The sequence below is a fragment of the Streptomyces sp. NPDC044984 genome (genome assembly GCF_040646935.1).
Classification (GTDB): Bacteria; Actinomycetota; Actinomycetes; order Streptomycetales; family Streptomycetaceae; genus Streptomyces.
Genome location: NZ_JBEZBE010000012.1, coordinates 176482 through 198373, shown reverse-complemented (window position 1 = coordinate 198373; position 21892 = coordinate 176482). Strand labels below are relative to the sequence as shown.

Genomic DNA, 21892 nt, shown 5'->3' with positions numbered 1-21892 from the left:
GCCCGGCTTCCGGACGGGGCCGACGCTGTCTTGCCGTTGAGCGCGTTCTCTTGGCGAAGAGGCGGTGTTCCGACCGTGCGTTCCGTCCGCGGCTGGCCTCGGCCGTCAGCTCACTGCCGGCGAAGGCCAGAGCCGACAGGATCGGCCGGCTGGCCAGTGGCACATCTTCGTTCTCGAGCGCCACTGGACCACACCGCCACCCTCGTCCTGAGCAACCGGGCAAGGCACCTCGAACACTCCCGAAAGCGCACCACACACCACAGCCGGACGCGAGTCGAAAAACTCGCCGCAGAACCACCGCAAGGGGCCTGTGACCTGCATGTTCAGGGACGAAAGTACAGGAGCTGGCACTGAGCGGCGATCGCTCCATCCGAGGGTGCGGCCTACGGTTGTCCCCCAACAGCCCCAGGCAGCGAAGCAACACCAGCTGACTGGCCGTTTCGACGTCCCGGGCCGACGGCGAGCGGCAGCTCACGCGCCTTGCCCGCAGGGCTGAACACCAGAAGCAGCCACGTGAGAGCAAGGGGTGCCGTCAGCACCCACATGGTGGGGCGAATACCGATGGCCGGTCCGAGGACGCCGCCGAGTGCCGAGCCGATCGCGATCGTGCCTTGGTCGGTGGCCATGCAAACCGACGAGACCCGCCCCAGCAGGTGTGGCGGACGGTAACTCTGGCGGAACGTGCCCACGACGACGTCGCCTACCGACACTCCTACACCGAGCACGAATGCTCCCAGGGCGAACAGCAACAGGCCCAGGCCGGGGGTGGTGGGGGGCAGGAGCAGCGCAAAGGGGCAGGCCAGAGCCTGAGTGAGCACCAGGGCCCGTGCGTTGCCCCACAGGCGACAAAGACGAGACGCAAGCAACGCACCCAAAACTCCGCCCAGACTGGCACACATGACGAGCAGGCCCACAGCGCCGGCGCTGACACCGATCGTCCGGACCAGGAAGATGACCTGCACGGCCTGGTAGCCCATCAGCAGCAGATTGAGGGTGGCGCCGTAGACCACGATGGGCCGCAGATACGGGTCACGGCTCAGGAAGCGCAGCCCCACGGCTATCTCCCGGACCAGACGCGTTGCCCCTGCCTGACGTGCGGGCTCCTCCTCTCGGGTTCGGATACCGAGCAGGCACACCGTGGAGACAAGGAAGGTGAGAGCATCCAGCAGAAGTCCCGCCGTCGCACCGAGGGCCTGGGCCGTGAAGCCGGCCGCGCTCCTGCCCAGCACCCGGGTTCCCGCTTCGCTTGCCTGCAGCTTTGCGTTACCGTCCGCGAGATCCGGCTGTACCGGGATGGCCGGAACGTACGTGTGGCAAGCCGTGTTGAAGAACACAGCCCAGGTGCCGCAGACGAGTGCCGCCATGAACAGATGCGTGAGCGTCAGCTGGTCGAGCCAGCCCGCGATGGGCACACTCGCGTACATCGTCCGCAGCCTCGGTGAGCCAGTTCGGACCGTGGTCGCGGACGGTACCGAAGTCCTCATTTCCGTCCAGGTTTTCAAGAGCCCTCGCGGCGGTGGTGATAGCGACGGGGTAGTCGGTCGCGAGGGCTGCGAGAGTGCTGGGGGCGAGGGTGGACAGGGCCCGGGGACGGTACCCGGAATCGTCAGTGGCCAGAAGGCCAGGACCGTGACGGCCAGGACTTAGGCAGCCTCACACGTGGCACAGTGGGCGGGGATCAGCGCGAGGCCGGCGTCGGCGGTATCACTGCGGTGATGACGGCCTCGGTACTGGTGGGCTCGCCGTTCAACTGTCGTCAGTTCCCCGAAGAATCCCGCTGTCGCTGCCAGGACTGTCACCTCGCCCCCAGATCCTTCCTGCGGGTTTGAGTACCCGTGCTCATGCGGTCGGCGCCGTCTCGTTCGTACGGTCGCCTCCATGAGGAAGACCGCCACACTCCTGGCCCTGTTGCTCGCCGCCCTGACGACCACGGGCTGCTCCGTGCTGGAGCGGGAGTACCCCTCCGCCGACCCTGCGACGCTCTCCCAGCGTCTGACGGACCGCGCGCAGTGGGCGTACGACGGCATGACCCTGCCGCCCCACAAGGCAGTGAGGCCCGTCCGGGTGATCCCCAGCCACAGTTGCTATGCGGGTGGCCTCAGCATCGAGAAGACTCTGCCCGACGTCGTCGCCTTCGACCTCAGCTGGACGGTCGAAGACATCCCAGCCGATGTCGCCCGTGCCACGGAGGCTCGCCTGCGCCGGAAGTTCACCTCGGCGGGCTGGGCCCTCATCCACGACGGCAACCGCCGGGGCAAGGACTTCGTCGAGTTCGGCTTCCGCGTCCAGGATCCGGCGACGGGTGACCAGTTCGACCTGGCGTGGAACAACTTGGCCACCTCCCTCTTCCTGTCGGGCTACACCTCCTGCGCGAAGGTTCCACAGCCGACAGCCGACAACCCGTCGCCGAAGACCTGGAGGCCGCAAACCGTCTGACGCGCCGCAATCCGGTGCCCTCGACGGGCGAGCCGGAGAAGGAGGCTGATACTGGTGGGCTCGCGTATCACCTGCCACCAGTCCCCTGAGGGGTTGAGTGGAGGCCGGTGGCGCGGGATGAGCCGCAAGCACAGTCGTTCGCGGCCCCGCCCTGCGGGCGGTGTGCTGGGCGGGGCCGTGCGCGGCGGGACGGAGCGGTCAGCCGGTGGTCGTGCCCGGGTGGGCGCCGGTGGCGAACCGGTCGATCGTCTCCGCGCCATCAGCGAGCTGCTGCAGGGCGGCCCGGGCATGCTCCGGACGGCGCGCGCCCCAGAAGAGCCAGAAGGCGTCGCTGCCGCTCAAGCCGAGCTCGTCGCGGGTGACGTCGCAGACGAGGGCGGGGGTGGCCGGGTTTGTGGACGCGCGGGATCCCGGCGGCGGTGAGGGTACAGCCGGCGAGGTGGGCGGTGAACCCGGCGACACACGGCGTGGTGCCGCACTCAGGGGCACCATCGCTGAGCGTGTCGGCGGGGTGCAGAATATCGACGTCTTCCAGCCAGTCGGCCTGGTCATAGTGGTCAGGGTCTTCAGTGATGGTGCGCAGGATGCGCACGGCGAGCTCGGCGTTGGGCACTGCGGTCTCCGTTCGTCCCTGGAAGAGACCGGACCGGGCCCGGATGGGCTGGCGGTCATGGTCTCAGGAACGAGGGGACGGTGACGGGTGGAACAGCAAGGAGCACAACAGCGGCCGACCGCACGTCGACAGGCGCGGCCACTCCCTGATGGGCGGGCCGGGTATGGGCAAAAGGATGTGTCCCGTCCTTTCGGGCGCAGGAGGCGGGCATGCGCTCCGGTTCTTGGACGCCGAGGTCGATCAGCACCGCCATGGTGACGGTGGTGTCGATCTCCACGCTCTTGTGTGGCCTTCCCCGAACCGAGACCTCCACCGTGGCCCCGCCGTCCGGTACCCCGTTGATCATGTGACTCGACGCCATCCGGGCTGGTACCGGCACATCACCCTCGTCATGCCGGTCCACGCGTTCCTCTCAGCCATGTCCGCCACCTCGACAGCGGCAAGGGTGGCCACAGAAACGGTTCCGGTGGCCTTACGGCCCTCACCGTGTCCGGCCGGCAGAAACAGTCAGCTGCGACTGGAGCGCCAAAGGGGACCGTACGCATGCTGCGTCCTCAGCCGGCCGACCTGGTCGACGGGCGAGGAGCGACTCTGCCGGTGGTGGGCAACGCGTACGAGTGGACGGCTGTGCCTCTGCTTGATCACGACCATGTGACCGAACCGCTCCTGTCCCAAGTGCCCGCTGGGACGGATGGAACCAACTCCCTCCTGATGATCCGGTTCGTGTGCGAGGACGTGGAAGCCGGCGTGCTTCGCGACGACGTACCGGAGAGCGAACAGCTGCACTGGCTTGATCACATCGCTCGCCCGTTGTCGGCGTCTCCTCACGGACAACCCGCGGATGCCCCTCCCCCGTCCTAGGTGACGCGAGGGGCGCCCGAGACCGACGGGACGTCTGCGCACGGGGTTTTGAGGAGAGGACCATTGATCCGTGCCCGGCGAATATGTGTGACCGCCGTGGCGGTGCTGGCGGCCCTGGCGGGCTCGACCGGACCGGCACAGGCCGAACAGCCTTACAAATCAAGTCCGTTGAGCACGACGGACGACAATCCGCTTCCGCCGGGGTGGCGGATCACCGGGGAGGGCGGGGCGCGTGAGCTGGTCTGGCGTACGCCGGAGGCCGTGCCCATGGGGGACGCGCGGGTCGAGTTCCGTACCGGGGACCGGCTGCTCGGGGCGCCGAAGCCGGCGAGGGACGGGAGGACCTTCCGGCTCGCCCTCGGCGGGACGCCACTCGAAGAGCTGACGGACCTTCAGGTGACGGCCGGGGGGCGCCGACTGGACGCGGCGGCCGACGACACGCACAGGTCCGGCTCGCGCGTGGCACGGATGCCCGCGCAGGCACCGGCGAACGGCGTTGATCCGGGCAGACCCGGCTCGTACCGCACGGTCACCGGGAAGTACGACCTCGACCCGGTGCGCCTGCCCGGGTTCGACACCCCGGTGGAGATGACCGCCGAGGTGGTGGCGCCGAAGGGCGCCACCGGCAGCCGGCCGCTCGCGCTGTTCCTGCACGGCCGCCACGGCACCTGTTACAAGCCGGGCTCCGAGGACGACGTGACCGGCGACTGGCCCTGTGCGGACGGCTACAAGCCGATCCCGAGCCACCTGGGCTACCTGCGCGACCAGCGACTGCTGGCCTCCCAGGGCTATGTGACGGTGTCGATCTCGGCGAACGGCATCAACGCCCAGGACTGGGAGGCCGAGGACGCCGGCGCGCAGGCGCGTTCCTCGCTGGTACGGCAGCACCTCGCCCGCTGGGCCGACTGGACCGCCCATCGCTCCTCCGCCCCGGCCGTCGTACGCGAGGCGGCAAGAGCGGACCTCTCCCGTGTCCTGCTCGTCGGCCACTCACGCGGTGGCGAGGGCGTCAACCGAGCCGCCATGGACAGCCTCTACCCGCCGCCGGCCGCCGAGGACGGCTACCGAGGCCCGGTGCGCTGGAAGGTGCGCGGGACCGTGCTCATCGGACCGACGATCTTCGGCCAGAACCCGGTCGCCGACGTGCCGTCCGTGACGCTGCTGCCGGGCTGCGACGGCGACGTGTCGGACCTCCAGGGCCAGAACTTCGTCGACGGGACGCGCGGGATCAGCCGGGGCACGGCCCTGCACAGCGCGGTCTACATGATCGGCGCCAACCACAACTACTTCAACAGCGAGTGGACCCCGGGTGAGGCCGTCGCACCGGCCGGGGACGACTTCGGGACCGACCCGGAGCAGCCGGACCCGGTGTGCACGCCGGGTGCCGCGACCCGGCTGACCGCCGCCCAGCAGCACAAGGCGGGCGCCACGTACATCGCCGCCGCGGCCCGGCTCTTCCTCGCCGGGGACGACCGGGTGCGTCCGCTGCTCGACGGTTCCGGCAAGCGGGCCCCGTCCGCGGACCCGGCCCGGGTGCTGACCCACGCGGTCGGCGGCCGTCGCAGCGGTGGTTTCCTGCCGGACGGCGGGGTGAAGGTGGCCGGGGCCCGGCTGTGTTCGGCGATCGACCCCGACCCGGCCGTGGCCTGTCTGGACCCGGAGACCTCCGGATCGTCACCGCACTTCGCGTGGTGGGAGACGGAACAGGAGACCGGCCGCAGCGCGGTGGACCTGAAGTGGTCCGCGCCGGGCACGGCCGCACGCATCACTCCGGCCGAGCCGCTCTCCCTCCGCACCTCCCAGAAGCTCGCGCTCCGGGTCTTCGTACCGCCGAACACGACCGGCACGAAGTTCGACGTGTCCGTCACCGACTCCTCCGACCGTCGGGTGACGCTGGGCTCGGTCCGGGTGGACGGGCTCCCGGGCTCCGCGAGCACCGCCTCCTACTGGGCTCAGGAGCTGCGCGTCCCGCTGTCGGCCGCGACCCGGGCCGGGCTCGATCTCAGGCACGTCAAGTCCCTTGAACTGACGCCCCGTTCGCAGTCCGGGCGGGCCTGGCTGATGGACGCCTGGGGCTGGGCGCCCGGCACTTCGGCGGTGAAGGCGACCGCACTGCCGCGTGTCGACGTGGGCCGCACGATCGTCAAGGAGGGCGACTCGGGCACCCGCACCTACCGGGTCCCGGTCGAGATCTCCGGGCACGGCAGCGGGCAGGTCCGCGTGTACGTCCTCGACCCGGACAGCGGCCGGACCGAGAACCGCCTCGTGACCGTACGGCCCGGCAGCGACGTGATCGACGTGCCGGTCGAGGTGAAGGGCGACGCGGTCTACGGCTATGACGTAGCGCACGACATCGCCGTCAAGGCCGTCCACCATGCCGTCGTCGGCAAGCACCGGGGCGGACTCACCGTCGAGAACGACGACCCCGAGCCGGTGATCACCCTGTCGCCGGTCGCGGACCGGGTGACCGAGGGAGAGACGCTGACCTGGCGGTTGTCCGTGGATGCGCCCACGGCGGTGAACATCTGGCAGCCGGTGCGGGTGCTTCCGGTCACCGAGGGCGCCGAGCTGTCCACCAAGGACGTGGACCCGCAGTGGCTCATGGACTGGTCCGGGGACGTGCCCGACCCCGAGCGGCCGCTGTCCGACGCGAGCCTGTGGGTGTGGCTGAACATCCCGCCCGGGAGCACCAGCGTGGACTTCGTCGTGCCGATCGTGCGGGACCAGGTGGCCGAGCCGACCGAGTCGATGCGTCTCGCACTGACCGACGACAACGCCGAACCGCTGCCCGACGGGCCGGTGCTGACGGGAACGGTGCTCGACAAGCCGTGAGCACGGTGTACGAGGGATCGTGAACACCCTCTTGTGCGGGGTCCGGCCTGCCCGGGCCCCGCGCTTCACGAGGTCACGCGGATCCCGGCCGTCCCGTCCGGCCCCGGCGCGGCCTGCTGCCGAAGAACGTGAGCCGGCCGTTGCCCGGCCAGTGTGGTGCTTCTCCTCGGACCTCGATCGGGCTGAGGTGACCGGGGCGTTTCCGGATGCGTCGGCTGGTGTAGAAGCCGTCGATGTACTCGAAGAGCGGGGGATTCGCCTCGGCCCTGGTGGTGAAGGCGCGACCAGGGCATCGTCGTACGAGTCGCCGGCCGATCCCATGGACGCCTGAATCCCGGTGCTCAGCCGGCTGCCCCCGGTCCGAGGGACAGCACGGGCACGCCAGGCGGGACGATCACCCTTCGCCCGTCTGCCGCCTCTCCGCCAGGTCCCGTACCGCCCGCTCCAGCCGTGTCCGCCGGGTCTCCGGGGTCGTGGCCTGGAGCAGCGGGAGCATCACGAGGTAGCGGGCGGTCCGGTCGAGCGCGTCGAACGCCGCACGCGCCGCCGGGTCCGCGGCGAGCGCCGCGGCAAGGTCGTCCGGGACCACGACGGTCGCTTGCGATGCGTACGCGCGGTCCCAGCGGCCGTCCTCCTGGGCCCGTCGGACCTCGGCAAGGCCGGGCTCTCGCATCCGGCCCGCCGCCGCCAGCGCCGCGACCTTCTCGACGTTCACCCGCGACCACATGCTCCTCGGCCGCCGCGGCCCGTACTTCTGCAGGTAGTACCGGTCGTCCAGACCCCGGCGCTGCCCGGAGATCCAGCCCCAGCACAGCCCCACGTCGACCAGTTCGCCATCCGTGACCGAAGCGATCCCCGACGCCTTCTTCGCCACCTTGACCCACACGCCCTCACGGCGGGTGTGATGCCCGGCCAGCCATTCCTCGAAGGCAGCCGCATCCTCGAACGCGACGACCTCCACCCCGTTGAACTCCGCCATGCGAGCAAGGCTAGTGCCGTGACCGCACAGGTCGGCCGGGTCGGGTGGTGGCGGTTGTGAGGATGATCCTTCGGTGTGGACACCCTGACAATGGATCTTGATGGTCCGGGGAGGGATGCCCAGGTGGGACGCAAGTCTCCGTATCCGGAGGAGTTCAGGGAGGATGCCGTCGCGCTCCACCGCGTTTCGCCCGAGTAATGGTCAAGACCTGTGGACCGGGGAAGTCATCGTTTGATGCTCCGGTGCCACCGGATCTCGCCGTCGTGCCGTTCGTCGGGGGGTGTGAGCCCGGTGGCAGTGGCGACGGCGGCGGAGGCCCGATGGCCGGGGTGGACGAGGGCGACGAGGTGGGGCGCGTTCACCGCCCGCCACCGCTGCTGGGCGGACTCGACGAGCTTGAAGACCATCGCCAGGGCGGCGGTGCGGGAACCGGCGCCGCGGGTGGCCTTGGTCCGCGGCCGGACCGTAGCGAACGTGGACTCGATCGGATTCGTGGTCCGCAGATGGATCCGATGCTCGGCGGGGAAGGCGTGGAACGCCGGCAGCCCGGCCCGGTCGTCGGTGATCCTCTTGACGGCCTTGGAGCCCTTCGCCCCGTAGAGCTCGGCGAACGTTTTGATCACCGCCTCGGCGTGCCGGATGTCCTCGGCGCTGTAGATGTCCTGGACGGCCTTCTTCGCACCGGGCGGCGCGGACTTCGGCAGGGAGTCGAGGACATCGGCGGTCTTGTGAACCCAGCGCCTCTGCTCGCGGGTGGTGGGGAACACCTCGGCCAGCGCCTTCCGGAAGCCCAGGGCACCGTCCCCGACCGCGCGCGCCGGGGCGCGCATGCCCCGGCGGGCGCAGTCCCGCAGCAGCTCGGCCCACGACTCACCGGACTCGCGGTAGCCGTCCTCGAGCGCGACCAGCTCCTTGGAGCCGTCGGCGCGCACCCCGATGAGCACCAGGACACAGGCCTTGGCCTCCTCCGGACGGACGTTGAGGCGGATGCCGTCGGCCCCCACGTGCGCGTAGTCGACCTCCGCGAGGTCGCGGTCCATGAACGCGGTGTGATCGGCCTGCCGGGGCTGGTGATGGCCGTCGCGGACCACCAGGCGGCGCCCCTTGGTATCGCGCTCATCGGCCAACTCGGTTATGCGGGCGTTGGCTTCGGCTTCCAGCACGGCGGCCGGCATCCGCCGTGCGCCTTCCCGGACGATCTCGTTCAGCAGCGAACTGCCGCTTGGCGTGGTGCCGTCCTCGTTGACCACCGCAAGCACAGGCGTGCCCTCCCGACCGACGCGGCAACGCCGGCCTTGCTCGATGACCTGTCGATCGATCGATCCATCAGGAAGGTACGCCTCCTTCCGTCAGGGCTGATCCACAGGTATTGAGCATTGCTCTCAGTAGGGTCGGGGACCGGTGCGGTGGCTGACGCTCCGTTGCCGGTCCTCGACCCCACTGAGCTGTCGTCGTTGCGACTTGGCGGACTCGGTACCGGAGAATGATCACAGCCGATCGGTTGTGCAAGCCCGGGACCTTCAGTCCCGGGTCGCCGGCAGGAGATCCGCGGCCGTGACGCGATGGAGGTGTATCAGCACGTCGAACTGGCGCCCGAGCGAGGTCTGGTAGGGGTCCTCCGGCCAGGCGTTCCCGATGGAGCGGGTCAGCCGCTTCGCCATCAGCCAGTCTCGCGCCGGCTCGGGCACGGCCCGCAGATCGACGTAGTAGTCCCGGCGCGAGACTCGCTCCAGCGCCTCCTCACTGCTGCCCGCGCCCAGCGGCTTCACGGAGAAGCGACGGTAGGGCTCCTCCGGATCCGTCAGATCCATCGCGTTGAACGAGCCCTGCCCGAAGGTGTAACCGATGTTCACGTACTCGGTCCCGACCGTCTGGCGTATGAACTCCCCCTGGGTCTTCGGATACTGCTCAGGGTTGTCGGACTCGTAGGAGACATGGCCGTTGTGAGCCGACAACAGCATCCGGTGGCCGGTGTGCCGTTGCCACCACACAGTGTTCTCCGCCATGATCTGGTCGCGGTAGAGCATGGCCCGAGCGATCTTCTCCGGATCGGAGAAGTCGTAGTACGCGTAGAGGGTGCCGGTCTGGGAGATGGCCCTGGCGTGCTGGAGGATCCACTCGTACGCCTGCCGGTTCCCGTCCGGCCCCTGCGCCTGAAGCAGCTCGTAGGCGCGCCGCACGTCCGCGGCCGTCCGCTCGCGCTCGGCGACGGGCTTGGCCAGGTTCTCGTTGACGGTCTCCTCCACGCTCCCCGTCGGCCGGAGCTCGCGGTAAAGGCGGTGGAACTCCGGCAGCAGCTCCGGGTGGTGCGCGGACACATAGTCCGTGACCGCGTCGAAGAGCTCAGGTCCCGCGTAGCCGTTGTCCTCACCCATGAACTGCACGGGGCGGTCGGGGTGGCGAACGTTGTGGGCGCGCATCCACCTCAGCAGATGGAGATACTCGCGGGTGTTCCATATCCGGTACGAGCTCTGGAACTCCTCCCGCATGAGCTTCTCCGGGTCGCCCTTCCCGTACACCACGTACTCGTTGAGGACCAGGCCGGTGGACCAGGGCGCCTCCAGCGCGAAGGTGGTGAAGCCCTGCTCCTCGACGAGGTACCGGAAGACGCGGTGCTTCATCGTGAAGAACTGCCGAGAGCTGTGCGTAGCCTCACCCAGGCCGACGATCTTCGCCGAGCCGATCATGCGGCCGAGCGGGCGCAGGTCGCTGCCGAGGGCGCCGGCCTCCGTGGAGCGCAGCGGCTGCGCGACGCGCGCCAGTTCGCGCACCGGATCGGTGGTGGTCGTCGCGTTCGCGTGCGCCGGCCGGGCGGCGACCGTCAGCGTGCCGGCCCCGAGCGTCAGCGCCAGCAGGAGCAGCAGTAACCGATGCAGTCGATGTGGTCCGTGAAATACAGGCATGGATCAAGGCTGCCGATGGGCGGCAGGTCCCGGGCAGCCTGCCACCTTCAGTTTTCCTCCTGGGGATAACCGCAGGTCCGCTGTGGAGCGGATGCCACTCCGGGACCTGCCGCCCGCCTGCGGCGCCCCGCCGATGGCTCGACCATCACTGAGCGTTTTCAGCGCTGACGCTCCAGGGTGAGAACGGCTGCGGCGATCGGCGACAGGCGGTTCGGGCTGCATCGGGCTCTGCGGAAGATCCGCCAGGGCTTCAGCCTTGCGCCCCCGTTCGACCGGTGCTCGGGCCGCTGACAATGCCCGGTCCGGCGTGCGCTGGGCTGGTGCGAGTTCTCGGCGGGGCGGGCGTCTGAGTGGTGTGGTCGCCCAGGGGCCGGCTCCGATGCAGGCGCGGTCGGCGAGGACGGGGACGAGGACGCCCTGGCGTTCGCGGATCCGGATGATCCGGTCCAGGGCACGCTGGTTGCATGTGCCGTAGCAGCATGTGGTCCAGTAGGCGGCGAGCACGACATCGAGAGGTTCCCTCGCATGCCCCTTCCTGCGATTCCCCGCCGGGTCAAGATCGGCGATGCCGCCGCGTTCGCCGGGACCACGCCCCGCGCCATCCGCCACTACCACGCCATCGGGCTCCTCGCCGAACCGGAACGCGGCAGCGACGACCGCCGCCGTTACGGACACGACGACATGATCCGCCTGCTGTGGATCCGCAAGATGGCCGATGCGGGTATCTCCCTGGACGACATCCGGGCCGCCTTCAAGGGCACCACCGGCATCGAGCAGTCCCTGGCCCGGCTGGAGGAGTCCCTCGCTTCCAAGGCGGCCGCCATCGAAGCCCAGCGGGCCGCCGTGCACCGCCTCCGTGAGGTGGGCAGTCCCCTGGGCCTGCTCTCACCGCTGGTCACCGGCCGCCTGCGCGATCTACCGCCCGGAGCCCTGCGCTCCGCCGACCTCGATGCCCTCCTGGTCACGGAGCGCATCTTCGGCCCTCTGGGCGCCGCTGTCCAGGCCGACCGGTTCATCGTCCTGGCCACCCACCCCGAGCTGCGGGCCGAGGAAGACTGTCTGGCCGAGGCCGAGGCGGCCTTGGACGACACCGTGTCCCCCGACGACCCTCGCATCGAAGACCTGGCCACCCGGCGATGTGATCACGAGACCGCCCTGGCAGCCGCCATCGAAGGATCCGGCCTGGACGAGGTCCTCGACGGCCTCCTGGACCAGGAGGACGAGCACGCCGGCGAGGAAGAAGGCGGGGCGAGGATGAGCGTGACGGAGGCCATCGGCAAGATGCCGTACGACTTCTCCCCGGCCCGCGTCCGGTACGAGGAACGTGTCATCGAACTGTTTCACTCGGCCGATCAGGACGGCGACACCCCACGGACCTGCTGACTGGCGTCGGCCCTCGGGGCGAGCCCGACAGGAGCAGCCCGGAGTGGTGCGGCACGAGTAACCCCGTTGCCCCCGACGGCCGTTAGAATTGCGTGACGAAAACCAAAGAGTATGCCGAGGGTACCTGCCCGCTTGACCATCAGTGCCGTCTGCCGCTGTCCACGCGCACCGTCGACCACCTCGCCGACCTGCTCAGGCGTCATCCGGAGGCGACTCGGTCCAGGTGGCGGATCCTGCCGCCGGGGAAGATCGCGGTGATCGTGCCGGCCGTGCTGCGCCATGACCAGCGTCTGGCCGACATGGCCGGCGGAAACGACGTGTCCGAGTCCACCGTCCGCCGCTGGCGCGACGAACTCATCGGGCTGCTCGCCGCCCAGGCGCCGCGCCTGGACCGCGCCTCGAAGAAGGTCGTGCAGCAGGGTGGGGAGGTGGTCCTGATCGACGGCACCCTCATCCGCACCCAGCGTCGCACTGGCAAGGCCGACCGGCGGAACCACTCCGGCAAGCACCGCGGCCACGGCCTGCACTTCCTCGCCCCGACTGACGAGAAGGGCCGCCTGAGCTGGATACCCGAGCACCGGTCACACCAGCTCCTTGACCTGCGCCTTCAAGGTGGCGGAGGCTCCCTGCACTTCACCCGGAGGGGTGGGCCCGAGGGCGGAGGGTGAGGAGAAATGGGGTCGCAGTGAGTGATCTGGTTCTGCAGACTCTGGGCTGTGGATCGTTTGATGGAGATCGCGGATCGGTTGACCGACGTCGGCGGAGTGGTCGGCGTGTGTCTGGGCGGCAGCCGAGCGAGGGGAACACACCGGCCCGACTCCGATTTCGATCTGGGTCTGTACTACCGGCCGCCGCTGGACACTGCTGCCTTGCGTCTCCTCGCGTCCGAGCTGACTGGCGAATCGGTCGAGGTGACGGAACCGGGCGGCTGGGGGCCGTGGGTGGACGGTGGAGCATGGCTGACCGTTGACGGTTGCCGTGTCGACTGGATCTACCGCGATCTGGATCGCGTTCACCGGATCTGGGAAGAGTGCCAGGCGGGGCGCTTCGAGGTAGGCGTTCAGGCCGGTCACCCGCTTGGGGTGTACTCCCATGCCTATGTCGGCGAGGTGGCCGTCGGACGCGTTCTCGCTGATCCCGGTGGTGAACTGCGGGCCCTGCAAGAGAAGACTCGCCGTTATCCGGAGCCGTTGCGCGAGGCACTGATCGCCAACGTGCGGTGGGAGGCTCCCTTCACCCTGGCCAACGCCCGCAAGGGAGCGGCTCGTGGAGACGCCTTCTATGTCGCCGGCTGCCTCTTCCGCGCGGTGGGGCTTCTTGTGCAGGGCCTGCATGCTCACGCGGGTTGCTGGGTGTTGAACGAAAAGGGAGCTGTTCAGGCCGCGGCACAGCTCCCGGCCGCCCCTGCGGACTTCGCGGTGCGGGTTCACGGGTTGTTCGCCATGTCCGGCATGACCCCAGGCGTTCTGTCCGCCGTGCTCGATGCCGCTGACGGGCTGGCTGCCGAGGTGTGCAGGCAGATCACGCCCTGAGGGGAGCCGTGGTGACGTGGTCGACCAGTCGGCAGCCGTGGAGAACGACCGGCTGGTGCGGCTCCCGCGAGGTCTGTGCCCTTCGCAGGGCCGGGTTTCGTTGCGGATCACTGCGCCTCCTCAGGACGGGGCTGGGATGCCGAGGTCGGTGACCGGTCTCCTGACGAGGCGTGCGGCCTCGGCTTGCTCGGCACGGAGGAAGGTCAGGGTCGGGTCGATGCCTTCGGCCTCGCCGAGCCAGCTCTCCTCCTGGGCCCGTTCGCGGCGAAGGAGGAGGTCCTTCTGATCTCCGCGAGGCGGGGCAGCATTTTGGGGTCGACCTGGAGCATCGGGCGGCGGATGCACGCGTGCTCGTGGTTGCGGGGGGTGCCGTAAGGGCGGGCGCAGTCGCCGAGTCCGACCTTGCGCTTGTCGAAGTGCTCCTCGAAGTCGGCCCACTCCTCGGGGGTGACCTCGCTGTACTCGATCTCCAGTCGGAGCGAGCGGCGGTGGTTGAGGAACCGCTGGTAGTCGGTGACGACGACCTCGGCGAAGACCGCGACGTGGCCGGGGTGCCGGTGAGAACGCTGTCACCAGCCGCAAACGGCGAGCGTTCGTCCGGCTTCATGCTGCCGGGCCGTTCGCTCGTGGCGGGTAGCGGGTCGCACGGTGGTTGCCCGTCGCGTGACGTCAGCGCGTCGTACTCGTCGGTACAGCTCGCTCTTCCGACGACTTGACGTCACGGTACGGCCGGTGCCGACGCCGGGGTGCCACCCGAACGGCCGTCGCCCACCTCGCGCCCGAGCACACCAACGCCGGCCGCGAGGACGCCCCGGCCCCGGAGCCGCCGGCCCCCTCGGCACGCCGGGCGAGATCGCCGGCTTCCTCCGGTTCGGCCACGGTGCGGGGGCCGAGGCTCGGGTGAGGTGGAGCTCTCCGGCGCCCCGCCGCCCGCGCCCTGACGCCCCCGCGGGATCGCGCCGCACGAGAAGGCCCGGCCCCCGGCGGTCAGACCTTCTTCTGGCGTGCGTAGTGGCGCTGTGCCTTCGCCCGGTTTCCGCAGCCGGCCATCGAGCACCAGCGGCGCGTGCCGTTCTTGGAGACGTCGTAGAAGTACAGGATGCACTCGGGGTTGCCGCAGGACCGGATCCGTTCGGGCCGCTCCGCGAGCAGTCGCAGGTAGTCCTCGGCCGCCCGCCACGCGGGAAGCCAGGAGGGGGTCTCCACCTCGACGTAGGTGTCCGGCCCGTCGGGGCGCAGCAGGAGTCCCCTGCGGCCGTGCGCGAGTACGGCGTTGAGGGCCTCGACGGCGTCGGCGTCCGGGCGCTGCGGGTCGGCGATCGCCTGGTCCAGGGCGGCGCGCGCCTGGAGCAGCCGCCGCAGCGTGTCGTGGTCCACCGGGGCCGGTGCGCCACCGAGGGCCCGGCTCACCAGGGGGCCGGCGAGCCAGGCCGCCAGCCCGTCGAGCGAGTCCAGCAGGTCATGACGGCCGGCGGCGTCGATCCAGCGGGTGTTGAGCAGGTCGATGCCGAGCGGTTCGTCGGTCAGGGGGCGGGGGTCGACCCCCGGAACTGGCGGCACGGTGCGGCGTCCTTCCTCGGCGATGACGGCGGAGTCACACGACCACCGTAACCGGTCATCGCTTGATCAGCGGTTGACGCCCTCCCCTCTAACCCCTAAAGTTCTTTTCACTGGTTACGAGACGGGCTCGTGACACTGAGTGAACGCATGTGAGGGACCATGACTGAGGCGAAGACCCTGCAGACCGGGCACGTGGGAGTGAACGTCACCGACCTCGAACGTTCCCTGGCCTTCTACCGCGCCGTGTTCGGCTTCGACGTGATGGCGGAGGGCAAGGAGGACGGCCGCCGCTGGGCGTTCCTCGGCCGGGAGGACCGGCTGCTCGTGACGCTGTGGCAGCAGAGCACGGGCTCGTTCACCACCGACCGGCCGGGGCTGCACCACCTGTCGTTCCAGGTCGGGACCGTCGAGGAGGTCAGGGCCACCGAAGAAGTGCTGCGCGGCCTGGGCGCGGAGTTCACCTACGACGGTGTCGTCCCCCACGGCGAGAACGGCGTCTCCGGCGGCATCTTCTTCACCGACCCCGACGGCATCCGCCTGGAGATCTACGCGCCCACGGGTGCCGACCCGGCCCACGCCCCGACCCCCGGCGCCCCCACCTGCGGCTTCTTCTAGGAAATCCTCCGGCCCACCGGGGTGTCGGCACCCCGGCCGACCCCCCGTGGACGCCGGACGACCGCAAGACGGCACGCTCGGAAAGGACATACCGTGGCCACGTATCACAGCGGCGAGATCGCGGTGCAGGAACGCGCCGGCCTCACCGGGCAGGCGGAGTTCTCACTCGGCGGCATCGGCGAGAGCATCCCGCCCGTCGCGAAGGACTTCCTCGCCGAACAGCCGTTGATCGTGCTGGGCGGCGCCGACCGAGACGGCCGCGTCTGGGCCACCCAACTGACGGGCGATGCCGGGTTCCTCCGGGTGCCCGACCCCCGCACCGTCATGATCGACGCCCTGCCCCTGCCGGGGGACCCGCTGGCCGAGGCCCTGACCGGCGGACCGGCCGTCCGGATCGGGATGATCGCCATCGAGCCCGCCACCCGGCGCCGGATGCGCATCAACGGCCGGGCCCGCCGGGAGGGCGCCGGCCTGCGCGTCGACCTCGACCAGGTCATCGCCAACTGCCCCAAGTACCTGCAGAAGCGGGACCACCGCCGGGCCGGGCCGGGCGAGGACGGGGCGGCGGACCGCACCGTCACCGACGGCACCGAACTCAGCCCGGCCCAGCAGCAGGCGGTGCGCGCGGCCGACACGTTCTTCGTCGCCACCGCCTCCGACCGCGGCGACGCGGACGCCTCCCACCGCGGCGGCAACCCCGGCTTCGTCCAGGTACCCTCCCCCACCCTGCTGCGCTGGCCCGACTACGCCGGCAACGCCATGTTCCTGACCCTGGGCAACCTGCTGCTCAACGCGTCGGCGGGCATCCTGGTCCCGGACTGGGAGACGGGCGCCACCCTGCACCTGTCCGGCACCGCGCGCACCGTGTGGGACGCCGAGGAGATCGCCACGGTGCCCGGCGCGCAACGCCTGGTCGAGTTCTCCGTCGAAGCCGTACGGGAGATCACCGCCGCCTCGCCGCTGCGGTGGACCAGCCCCGGTTACTCGCGCTTCAACCCCCCGGTCGGCTGACATCCGCACCCACCGCGTGCACCGCACGCACCGACGACCATCACCGGACCCCTACGGAGCGACCATGCAGATCACCGTGGACATGAACCTCTGCGAGAGCCACGGACAGTGCGTCTTCGCCGCGCCGGAAATCTTCTCCTTCGACGACGACGACCGCCTCGTCCACGAGGCTGCCCCGTCCGACACGCTGCTCGACAAGGCCGAGAAGGCCGCGGCCGTCTGCCCGGTCCGCGCCGTCACCGTCTCGCCGGCCGCCCCACCGGCCGCCTCATGAGAGCCGGAGACCGTCGCGAACTGGTCGTCGTGGGTGCCTCGCTCGCCGGACTGCGGGCGGCCCGGACCCTGCGCGAGCGGGGTTTCACCGGTGCCCTGACCATCGTGGGCGACGAACCGCATCCGCCCTACGACCGGCCGCCGCTGTCCAAGCGGGTGCTGACCGCCTCCGACCGGCCGCCCGGCACCGAACTGCCCGTGCCCCACGGGCTGGAGGCCCGCTGGCGGCTCGGGCAGGCGGCGGTCCGCCTGGACCTCGCGGCAAGGGCCGTCACCCTCGCGGACGGCGCGCGGCTGCCGTACGACGGGCTGGTCATCGCCACCGGATCGGCCGCCCGCGGCTGGCCGGCCGCGAAGCCCCCGCCACCGGCCGGCGTGGTCACCCTGCGCGGCTGGGACGACGCGCTCGCCCTGCGGGCCGCGCTGGCCGCGGGAGGGCGGCTCGTCGTCATCGGCGCCGGATTCCTCGGCGGCGAGATCGCCGCCGCCGCCCGCGAGCGCGGACTGGACGTCACGCTCGTCGAAGCCGCGTCCCAGCCCCTGGAGCGCGCCATCGGCACCACCGCGGGCGCCTACGTCGCCGCGCTCCACCGCGAGGCGGGCATCGTGTTGAGGACCGGCACCACCGTCGAGGGCTTCCTGACCGGGCCCGACGGCCGGCTGGCCGGCGTCCGCCTCCGCGACGGCACCACGGTCCGGACCGACACGGCGGTCCTGGCGCTGGGCGGGGTGCCGTCGACGGGCTGGCTGGCCGGCTCCGGCCTCGCCCACGACGGCGGCGTCCACTGCGACCCCCGTCTGCGCGTTCTGCGCGCCGACGGTTCGGTCGTGCCCGACGTGGTGGCGGCCGGTGACGTGGCGCGCGTGCCGCAGCCGCTGGCCGACGGTGAACGCCTGGCGCTCGGCCACTGGACCGACGCCGTCGAGCAGGGGGCGGCGGCCGCCGCCACGCTCCTGGCCGCGCAGGACCCGGCCCGGGCACCCGGGCCGTTCGCGGCCGTGCCGTCCTTCTGGTCGGACCTGCACGGCGCCAGGATCCGCTCGGTGGGCCTGCCCGGCGTCGCCGACGAGACGCGGGTCGTGGAGCACGACCTGGCGGGCCGCCGACTGGAGATCAGCTACCACCGTGCGGGCCGGCTGGTCGGAGCGCTGACCATCGGACGGACAGGGCGGCTGGCTTCCTACCGCTCCGCGCTGGAGGAGCGCCTGGCCCCCGTGACGGCGCCGAAAGCACCGGCCGCCACGTGAAGGAACCGAGCGGAGCGGACCGTCCCGGCACTCCCCGGGCACGGCCCCGCTCCGCTTCCTTCCACTTCCCGGCGTCGTCGCCTTGCCGGGGAGGCACGGAGCCCACCCGGGCCGTGGCAGGCAGACCGGCGACCTCGTCACAGGCGGTGAAGCGACCGGTCATCCGGTCGCGGTGCCAGGTGCCGACTGCCGACTGCCGGTGAGACGGTGCCGTGGGGGGGGCGGCGGCGCCTGGAGGAGGTACCCGGCCGCTGCCCGTCGTGGGCGGTTCCGGACGCGCGTGTCCGGAACCGTCCCGTCCCGGACGCCGGCCCGCCACAGGTGGCGGGTCCTTCCGCCGACCTTGATGAAGGCCTCGTCCGCCTCCCCCTTGTCCCCCGGCCGGTACGGTCGGCGGGCCAGGCGTCGGTTGCGCCCCGGAGCGCGCACGGACCGGTACGGCCGAGGACGCGCGGTCCCGAGGAGATGCCGACCGTCCAAGGCGGGAGCGGCCCGGAGAGTCAGGCCGCCGAGCTGACCCGGCTGCGGACAGGGAACGCCAGGCTTGCGAAGGCCGAAAAGGAGTGACGACTGGAGCGCGAAATCCTGCGCCGGGCGGCCGCCTGTCTCGCCGGGGAGGTGAAGTGAGGCCCCCCGCTGGGACTTCATCTCCGAGAACCGCGCCGACTTCGGCGTCGAGCGGCTGTGCCGGATCCTGGGGGTTTTCCGCTCCGGCTGCTACCGGCACCAGGCCGCCGAAGAGGCCCGAGTCGTTCTTCCAGCTTGAGGTGCTGTTCAGCCCTGTGGCGTGACTTCCGGACTCCCGAAACGTTCTCACTCCGTCCGATCGATCCGTGATCGGGGTGAAGGTGAGGAGGCTCGGGTCGGTGCCGGCGGCAGCGGCTCCGCACGACGCTCCCCCGCCGGGGTGACGGACGCGGTCGCCGACGCCTTCACCACCGGGGTGCACAGCTCACTGTGGGGGCACGGGCGTAGCCGTCCCCGCGTCCGCGCCGGCGGGGGCCCGGCCGGCCGGGGGCCGCGCGAGAGCCGCCCCCTCGGCGCCCAGGGGTGCGAGGCCCCGCGCGACCAGCCACGGCACCCCGCACCCACCACACGCGCCGCGTCACCCCGCCCCCAGGGGTGCGGGAGCTGTGCGACCGGCCGCCACTCCCCCACACCCCGATCGGCCGCGGCATCTCACCCCGGCCCCGAGAGGGAACTGCTCAGTTCCGCACGTCCGGCACCTTCAGCTTTTCCCAGCTGGTGCGACCGGGGATGCCGTCGGCGTCCTTGCCGCGGTAGCCGAGCTTGTGCTGCCAGGCGGCGTAGGAGCGGCGGTCGGCCTCCGACCACTCGGGGCCGGGGCCCTCCTCGTAGCGGCCGCAGCCCTCGGCGACCAGCCGGCGGCCCATGGCGGTGATGATGGGCGAGTTCTGCCCGGCGTGGAAGAACCCGCTGCCGGGGAACGGCTCGTAGGCGGGCTTCGGCGGCGTCGGCGCGGGCCGGGTCCCGCCCCCGCCGCGCAGCCGTTCGCGGATGCGCTGCCGCATGCCGTCCATGGTGAAGCCGCGCGGGTCGACCTTGCCCGGCTGCCACTCCTTGTGGCCGATGACGGACCGCTCGGACCAGCCGTGGTGGCGGCAGATCGCCGCGGCCACCTTCTCGATGGCCTCCTTCTGCGCCTCGGGCCAGGGGTCCTTGCCGTCGCCGAGGTTGACGCACTCGAAGCCGTAGAAGTGCCGGTTGCCGTCGGTGTCGGCCTCGTTGTCCGGGGGCAGCGCGGTCTCGTTGACCACGGCGCGCAGCACGTCGCCGTCGCCGAGGCCCGCGTGGTTGGCGCGGCCGTTGCCGACGAGGTGGACGTGGCCCTTCTTGTCGATGACGCCGTGGCAGAGCGGGCCGGGCAGCCCGGAGTAGCCGTCGTAGCAGATGTCGACGGAACGGGCCGTGCCCGAGGTGACGGTGTGGTGGATCATCACACCGTTGACCGGGCCCCAGGGGCCCTTGCCGTTGCGGTTGTGGGTGCGCCAGTTGCGGACCTCGTGGACCGTCAGGCCCTCGGCCCGCAGGATCTCCACCATCGTGGACGCGCTGATCGGTCTGGCCATCACTGGTCTCCTCGCGTGGTGTCGCCCGGGTCGGCGCCGGGCTGGGGCGGGGTGTCGGCGGACTGGGCCTCGGCGGCCTGTTCCTCGCGGCGGGCCTGCTCCTCCGCGGCGAGCGCGGCCTCGTCCGCGGCGGGCACGCCGGTGGCCAGCGGGGCGAAGGCGAGGCGCAGGTCCACCGCGCCGTGCTCGCCCTTGACCAGGGCCAGCGGGGCGTGGTGCCGGGTGATTCCGGCGGGGGCCTGGAGCAGTGGGCGGCGGGCGGTGTCCGTGGGCCACTCGACGCCGCCGGTGGCGGTGCGGGCGGGGATGATCCAGTGGTCGCCGGTGCGGTAGGTGCCGCCGGCGGCGAAGTACACCTCGACGCCGTCCTCCAGGGCCAGCCACTCCCCTTCGGTGACGGGGACGGCGCCGCCGCGCAGGGCGGTGGTGCGACCCTTGCGCCGGGGACCCGCGTGGTGGTCCCAGCGGCGCAGGAAGGGGTGCAGGTGGGGCAGTCGGCCGACGCCGGGCGCGGGTTCGGCGGAGAGCCGGACGCGGCGGCCGGGCAGGTCGAGCTCCTCGACCCGCAGCAGCGGCAGGGTGTCGAGGCGGGAGGCGTGGGCGGTGTCGGTCAGTTCGACGTGGTCGCCGACGTCCAGGTCGAGCCTGTCGTCGTGACCGAGGGTGGCCAGGTGCACCCAGGTGCCGTCGATCTCGTCGACGGGGAGGACGACGGAGCCGTTCTCGCGGGACCACTTGAAGGTGGCGTCCTTCGCCTCGCCGCCCGCGTGCACCTCGACGCGGTACAGCTGGTTCTCGGCGCCCCGGTAGCGGGCGTCGGGCCTGACCAGGCACGGGTCCTCGTCGGCGTGGCCGGGCCGTTCGGCGCGGGCGGCGAGCCGGGCGGAGGGGGCGGACCGGCGCCGGGCCCAGCGTGCGAAGGCGGCCCGAACGGTCTCCTTGGACGGTTCGCTCTCCTCGATCTCCAGCGCGCCGAGGGGCAGCGGCAGCACCTGCCAGACGACCTTGACGCGGGCGGCGGTGTCCGGCATGGCGGCGCCGAGGGCGACCTCGCGCAGCGCCGGGTCCTCGGCGGCGGTGACGGTGCGCTCCCACACCTGGAGGTAGACCACGAAGGGCGCGGAGGCGGGCGAGGGGAGCCGGTCGCCGGGGCGTTCCGGGTCGAGGAAGGCGTCCGGCTGGTCCCAGTACGTCCAGTGGGCGGGCGTCTCGGGGGTGGTGGCCTCCTGGTCGCCCTCGTCGGGGACGGGGACGCCGGGTGCCGGACGGTCGGCGTCGCACAGGATGCCGTCGACGTAGTAGCGGCCGCCGTGGATGTGCAGGGTGTCGAGGTCGTGCCGGCCGCCGACGTAGTCGATGCGGAAGCCGGCCGCGTCGCGGGGGCCGCCGTGGGGTCCGATCAGGTCGGCGGCGAGGGTGCGGGTCTGGTGGAGCTGGATCGCGGTCTGCTCGTTGGTGTCGGCGTCGAGCTGGACGCGGCCCTGCTGGGCGACGACCGCCGCGTAGTGCCGTTCCGGACGGAACGTGAGGCGGGAAAGGTCAGCGTGCATGAAGGG

General features: G+C 71.3%; 19 protein-coding genes and 1 pseudogene. 10 read left to right on the top strand and 10 right to left on the bottom strand.

Annotated elements, in window-relative coordinates:
• Window positions 1–383: 383 nt before the first annotated feature.
• The gene (locus tag AB0A94_RS15910; RefSeq protein WP_361744606.1) at window positions 384–1424 is read right to left on the bottom strand and encodes an MFS transporter; all 1041 of its coding nucleotides are present in this window, start codon (window positions 1422–1424) and stop codon (window positions 384–386) included.
• Between the two features lie 454 nt (window positions 1425–1878).
• On the opposite strand from AB0A94_RS15910, the gene AB0A94_RS15905 reads away from it, so the two are divergent.
• Window positions 1879–2436, top strand: a complete 558-nt coding sequence (locus tag AB0A94_RS15905) for a hypothetical protein (protein ID WP_361744604.1) — start codon at window positions 1879–1881, stop codon at window positions 2434–2436.
• A 198-nt stretch (window positions 2437–2634) separates the two neighbouring features.
• Here the strand turns inward: AB0A94_RS15905 and AB0A94_RS15900 are convergent, their stop codons facing one another.
• Entirely contained in the window at window positions 2635–2778 is a 144-nt protein-coding gene (locus AB0A94_RS15900; RefSeq protein ID WP_361744602.1) for a hypothetical protein, read from the bottom strand.
• Between the two features lie 326 nt (window positions 2779–3104).
• Window positions 3105–3326: a hypothetical protein gene (locus AB0A94_RS15895; RefSeq protein ID WP_361744600.1), complete on the bottom strand. Its 222-nt coding sequence runs from the start codon at window positions 3324–3326 to the stop codon at window positions 3105–3107.
• 671 nt (window positions 3327–3997) lie between these two features.
• Here AB0A94_RS15895 and AB0A94_RS15890 point away from each other — a divergent pair.
• Window positions 3998–6742, top strand: coding sequence for a hypothetical protein (locus AB0A94_RS15890; RefSeq protein WP_361744652.1), 2745 nt, complete (start codon window positions 3998–4000; stop codon window positions 6740–6742).
• 394 nt (window positions 6743–7136) lie between these two features.
• Here AB0A94_RS15890 and AB0A94_RS15885 read toward each other — a convergent pair whose 3' ends face one another.
• The 4 genes and pseudogenes from AB0A94_RS15885 to AB0A94_RS15870 form a co-directional block, all read right to left on the bottom strand.
• Window positions 7137–7721 (bottom strand): YdeI/OmpD-associated family protein, encoded by a 585-nt coding sequence (locus tag AB0A94_RS15885; protein ID WP_361744598.1) that lies wholly within the window; start codon window positions 7719–7721, stop codon window positions 7137–7139.
• Between the two features lie 224 nt (window positions 7722–7945).
• The gene (locus AB0A94_RS15880) at window positions 7946–8980 is read right to left on the bottom strand and encodes an IS256 family transposase (RefSeq protein ID WP_361744596.1); all 1035 of its coding nucleotides are present in this window, start codon (window positions 8978–8980) and stop codon (window positions 7946–7948) included.
• Between the two features lie 261 nt (window positions 8981–9241).
• Window positions 9242–10624, bottom strand: coding sequence for an erythromycin esterase family protein (locus AB0A94_RS15875; protein ID WP_361744594.1), 1383 nt, complete (start codon window positions 10622–10624; stop codon window positions 9242–9244).
• Window positions 10625–10782: 158 nt separating this feature from the next.
• Window positions 10783–11068: pseudogene (locus AB0A94_RS15870) on the bottom strand (transposase family protein); the annotation flags it as partial.
• A gap of 81 nt (window positions 11069–11149) precedes the next feature.
• On the opposite strand from AB0A94_RS15870, the gene AB0A94_RS15865 reads away from it, so the two are divergent.
• From AB0A94_RS15865 to AB0A94_RS15850, 4 genes are all read left to right on the top strand, one after another.
• The gene (locus AB0A94_RS15865) at window positions 11150–12007 is read left to right on the top strand and encodes a MerR family transcriptional regulator (protein ID WP_361744592.1); all 858 of its coding nucleotides are present in this window, start codon (window positions 11150–11152) and stop codon (window positions 12005–12007) included.
• A 92-nt stretch (window positions 12008–12099) separates the two neighbouring features.
• Window positions 12100–12675: a hypothetical protein gene (locus tag AB0A94_RS15860; protein ID WP_361744590.1), complete on the top strand. Its 576-nt coding sequence runs from the start codon at window positions 12100–12102 to the stop codon at window positions 12673–12675.
• A 60-nt stretch (window positions 12676–12735) separates the two neighbouring features.
• A complete protein-coding gene (locus AB0A94_RS15855; protein ID WP_361744650.1) occupies window positions 12736–13539 on the top strand; it encodes a nucleotidyltransferase domain-containing protein in 804 nt (267 codons plus the stop codon).
• Window positions 13540–13886: 347 nt separating this feature from the next.
• Complete coding sequence (locus AB0A94_RS15850; RefSeq protein WP_361744588.1) at window positions 13887–14255, top strand: hypothetical protein; 369 nt, start codon at window positions 13887–13889, stop codon at window positions 14253–14255.
• Between the two features lie 271 nt (window positions 14256–14526).
• Here the strand turns inward: AB0A94_RS15850 and AB0A94_RS15845 are convergent, their stop codons facing one another.
• Window positions 14527–15099 (bottom strand): CGNR zinc finger domain-containing protein, encoded by a 573-nt coding sequence (locus AB0A94_RS15845; protein ID WP_361744586.1) that lies wholly within the window; start codon window positions 15097–15099, stop codon window positions 14527–14529.
• 159 nt (window positions 15100–15258) lie between these two features.
• Between AB0A94_RS15845 and AB0A94_RS15840 the strand changes: the two genes are divergently transcribed.
• The 4 genes from AB0A94_RS15840 to AB0A94_RS15825 all read left to right on the top strand — a co-directional run bounded on the left by AB0A94_RS15840 (window position 15259) and on the right by AB0A94_RS15825 (window position 18246).
• Complete coding sequence (locus AB0A94_RS15840) at window positions 15259–15714, top strand: VOC family protein (RefSeq protein ID WP_361744584.1); 456 nt, start codon at window positions 15259–15261, stop codon at window positions 15712–15714.
• 93 nt (window positions 15715–15807) lie between these two features.
• Window positions 15808–16725, top strand: coding sequence for a pyridoxamine 5'-phosphate oxidase family protein (locus tag AB0A94_RS15835; RefSeq protein ID WP_361744582.1), 918 nt, complete (start codon window positions 15808–15810; stop codon window positions 16723–16725).
• Window positions 16726–16789: 64 nt separating this feature from the next.
• Window positions 16790–16999, top strand: a complete 210-nt coding sequence (locus tag AB0A94_RS15830) for a ferredoxin (RefSeq protein WP_361744580.1) — start codon at window positions 16790–16792, stop codon at window positions 16997–16999.
• On the top strand, window positions 16996–18246 hold the full coding sequence (locus AB0A94_RS15825) for an FAD/NAD(P)-binding oxidoreductase (RefSeq protein ID WP_361744578.1): 1251 nt from the start codon (window positions 16996–16998) through the stop codon (window positions 18244–18246). The genes AB0A94_RS15830 and AB0A94_RS15825 overlap by 4 nt, the downstream gene beginning before the upstream one ends.
• A 1205-nt stretch (window positions 18247–19451) precedes the next feature.
• Here the strand turns inward: AB0A94_RS15825 and AB0A94_RS15820 are convergent.
• Together AB0A94_RS15820 and AB0A94_RS15815 are read right to left on the bottom strand one after the other, a co-directional pair.
• Entirely contained in the window at window positions 19452–20336 is an 885-nt protein-coding gene (locus AB0A94_RS15820; protein ID WP_361744576.1) for a peptidoglycan-binding protein, read from the bottom strand.
• Entirely contained in the window at window positions 20336–21886 is a 1551-nt protein-coding gene (locus tag AB0A94_RS15815) for a DUF6519 domain-containing protein (protein ID WP_361744574.1), read from the bottom strand. The genes AB0A94_RS15820 and AB0A94_RS15815 overlap by 1 nt, the downstream gene beginning before the upstream one ends.
• Window positions 21887–21892: the final 6 nt, after the last annotated feature.

What these genes read in the sequence shown, in the direction of transcription:
- AB0A94_RS15910 (WP_361744606.1), bottom strand. Translation starts at nt 1,424, where the DNA reads ATGTACGCGAGTGTGCCCATCGCGGGCTGGCTCGACCAGCTGACGCTC.
- AB0A94_RS15905 (WP_361744604.1), top strand. Translation starts at nt 1,879, where the DNA reads ATGAGGAAGACCGCCACACTCCTGGCCCTGTTGCTCGCCGCCCTGACG.
- AB0A94_RS15885 (WP_361744598.1), bottom strand. Translation starts at nt 7,721, where the DNA reads ATGGCGGAGTTCAACGGGGTGGAGGTCGTCGCGTTCGAGGATGCGGCT.
- AB0A94_RS15875 (WP_361744594.1), bottom strand. Translation starts at nt 10,624, where the DNA reads ATGCCTGTATTTCACGGACCACATCGACTGCATCGGTTACTGCTGCTC.
- AB0A94_RS15865 (WP_361744592.1), top strand. Translation starts at nt 11,150, where the DNA reads ATGCCCCTTCCTGCGATTCCCCGCCGGGTCAAGATCGGCGATGCCGCC.
- AB0A94_RS15855 (WP_361744650.1), top strand. Translation starts at nt 12,736, where the DNA reads ATGGAGATCGCGGATCGGTTGACCGACGTCGGCGGAGTGGTCGGCGTG.
- AB0A94_RS15840 (WP_361744584.1), top strand. Translation starts at nt 15,259, where the DNA reads ATGACTGAGGCGAAGACCCTGCAGACCGGGCACGTGGGAGTGAACGTC.
- AB0A94_RS15830 (WP_361744580.1), top strand. Translation starts at nt 16,790, where the DNA reads ATGCAGATCACCGTGGACATGAACCTCTGCGAGAGCCACGGACAGTGC.
- AB0A94_RS15825 (WP_361744578.1), top strand. Translation starts at nt 16,996, where the DNA reads ATGAGAGCCGGAGACCGTCGCGAACTGGTCGTCGTGGGTGCCTCGCTC.
- AB0A94_RS15820 (WP_361744576.1), bottom strand. Translation starts at nt 20,336, where the DNA reads ATGGCCAGACCGATCAGCGCGTCCACGATGGTGGAGATCCTGCGGGCC.
- AB0A94_RS15815 (WP_361744574.1), bottom strand. Translation starts at nt 21,886, where the DNA reads ATGCACGCTGACCTTTCCCGCCTCACGTTCCGTCCGGAACGGCACTAC.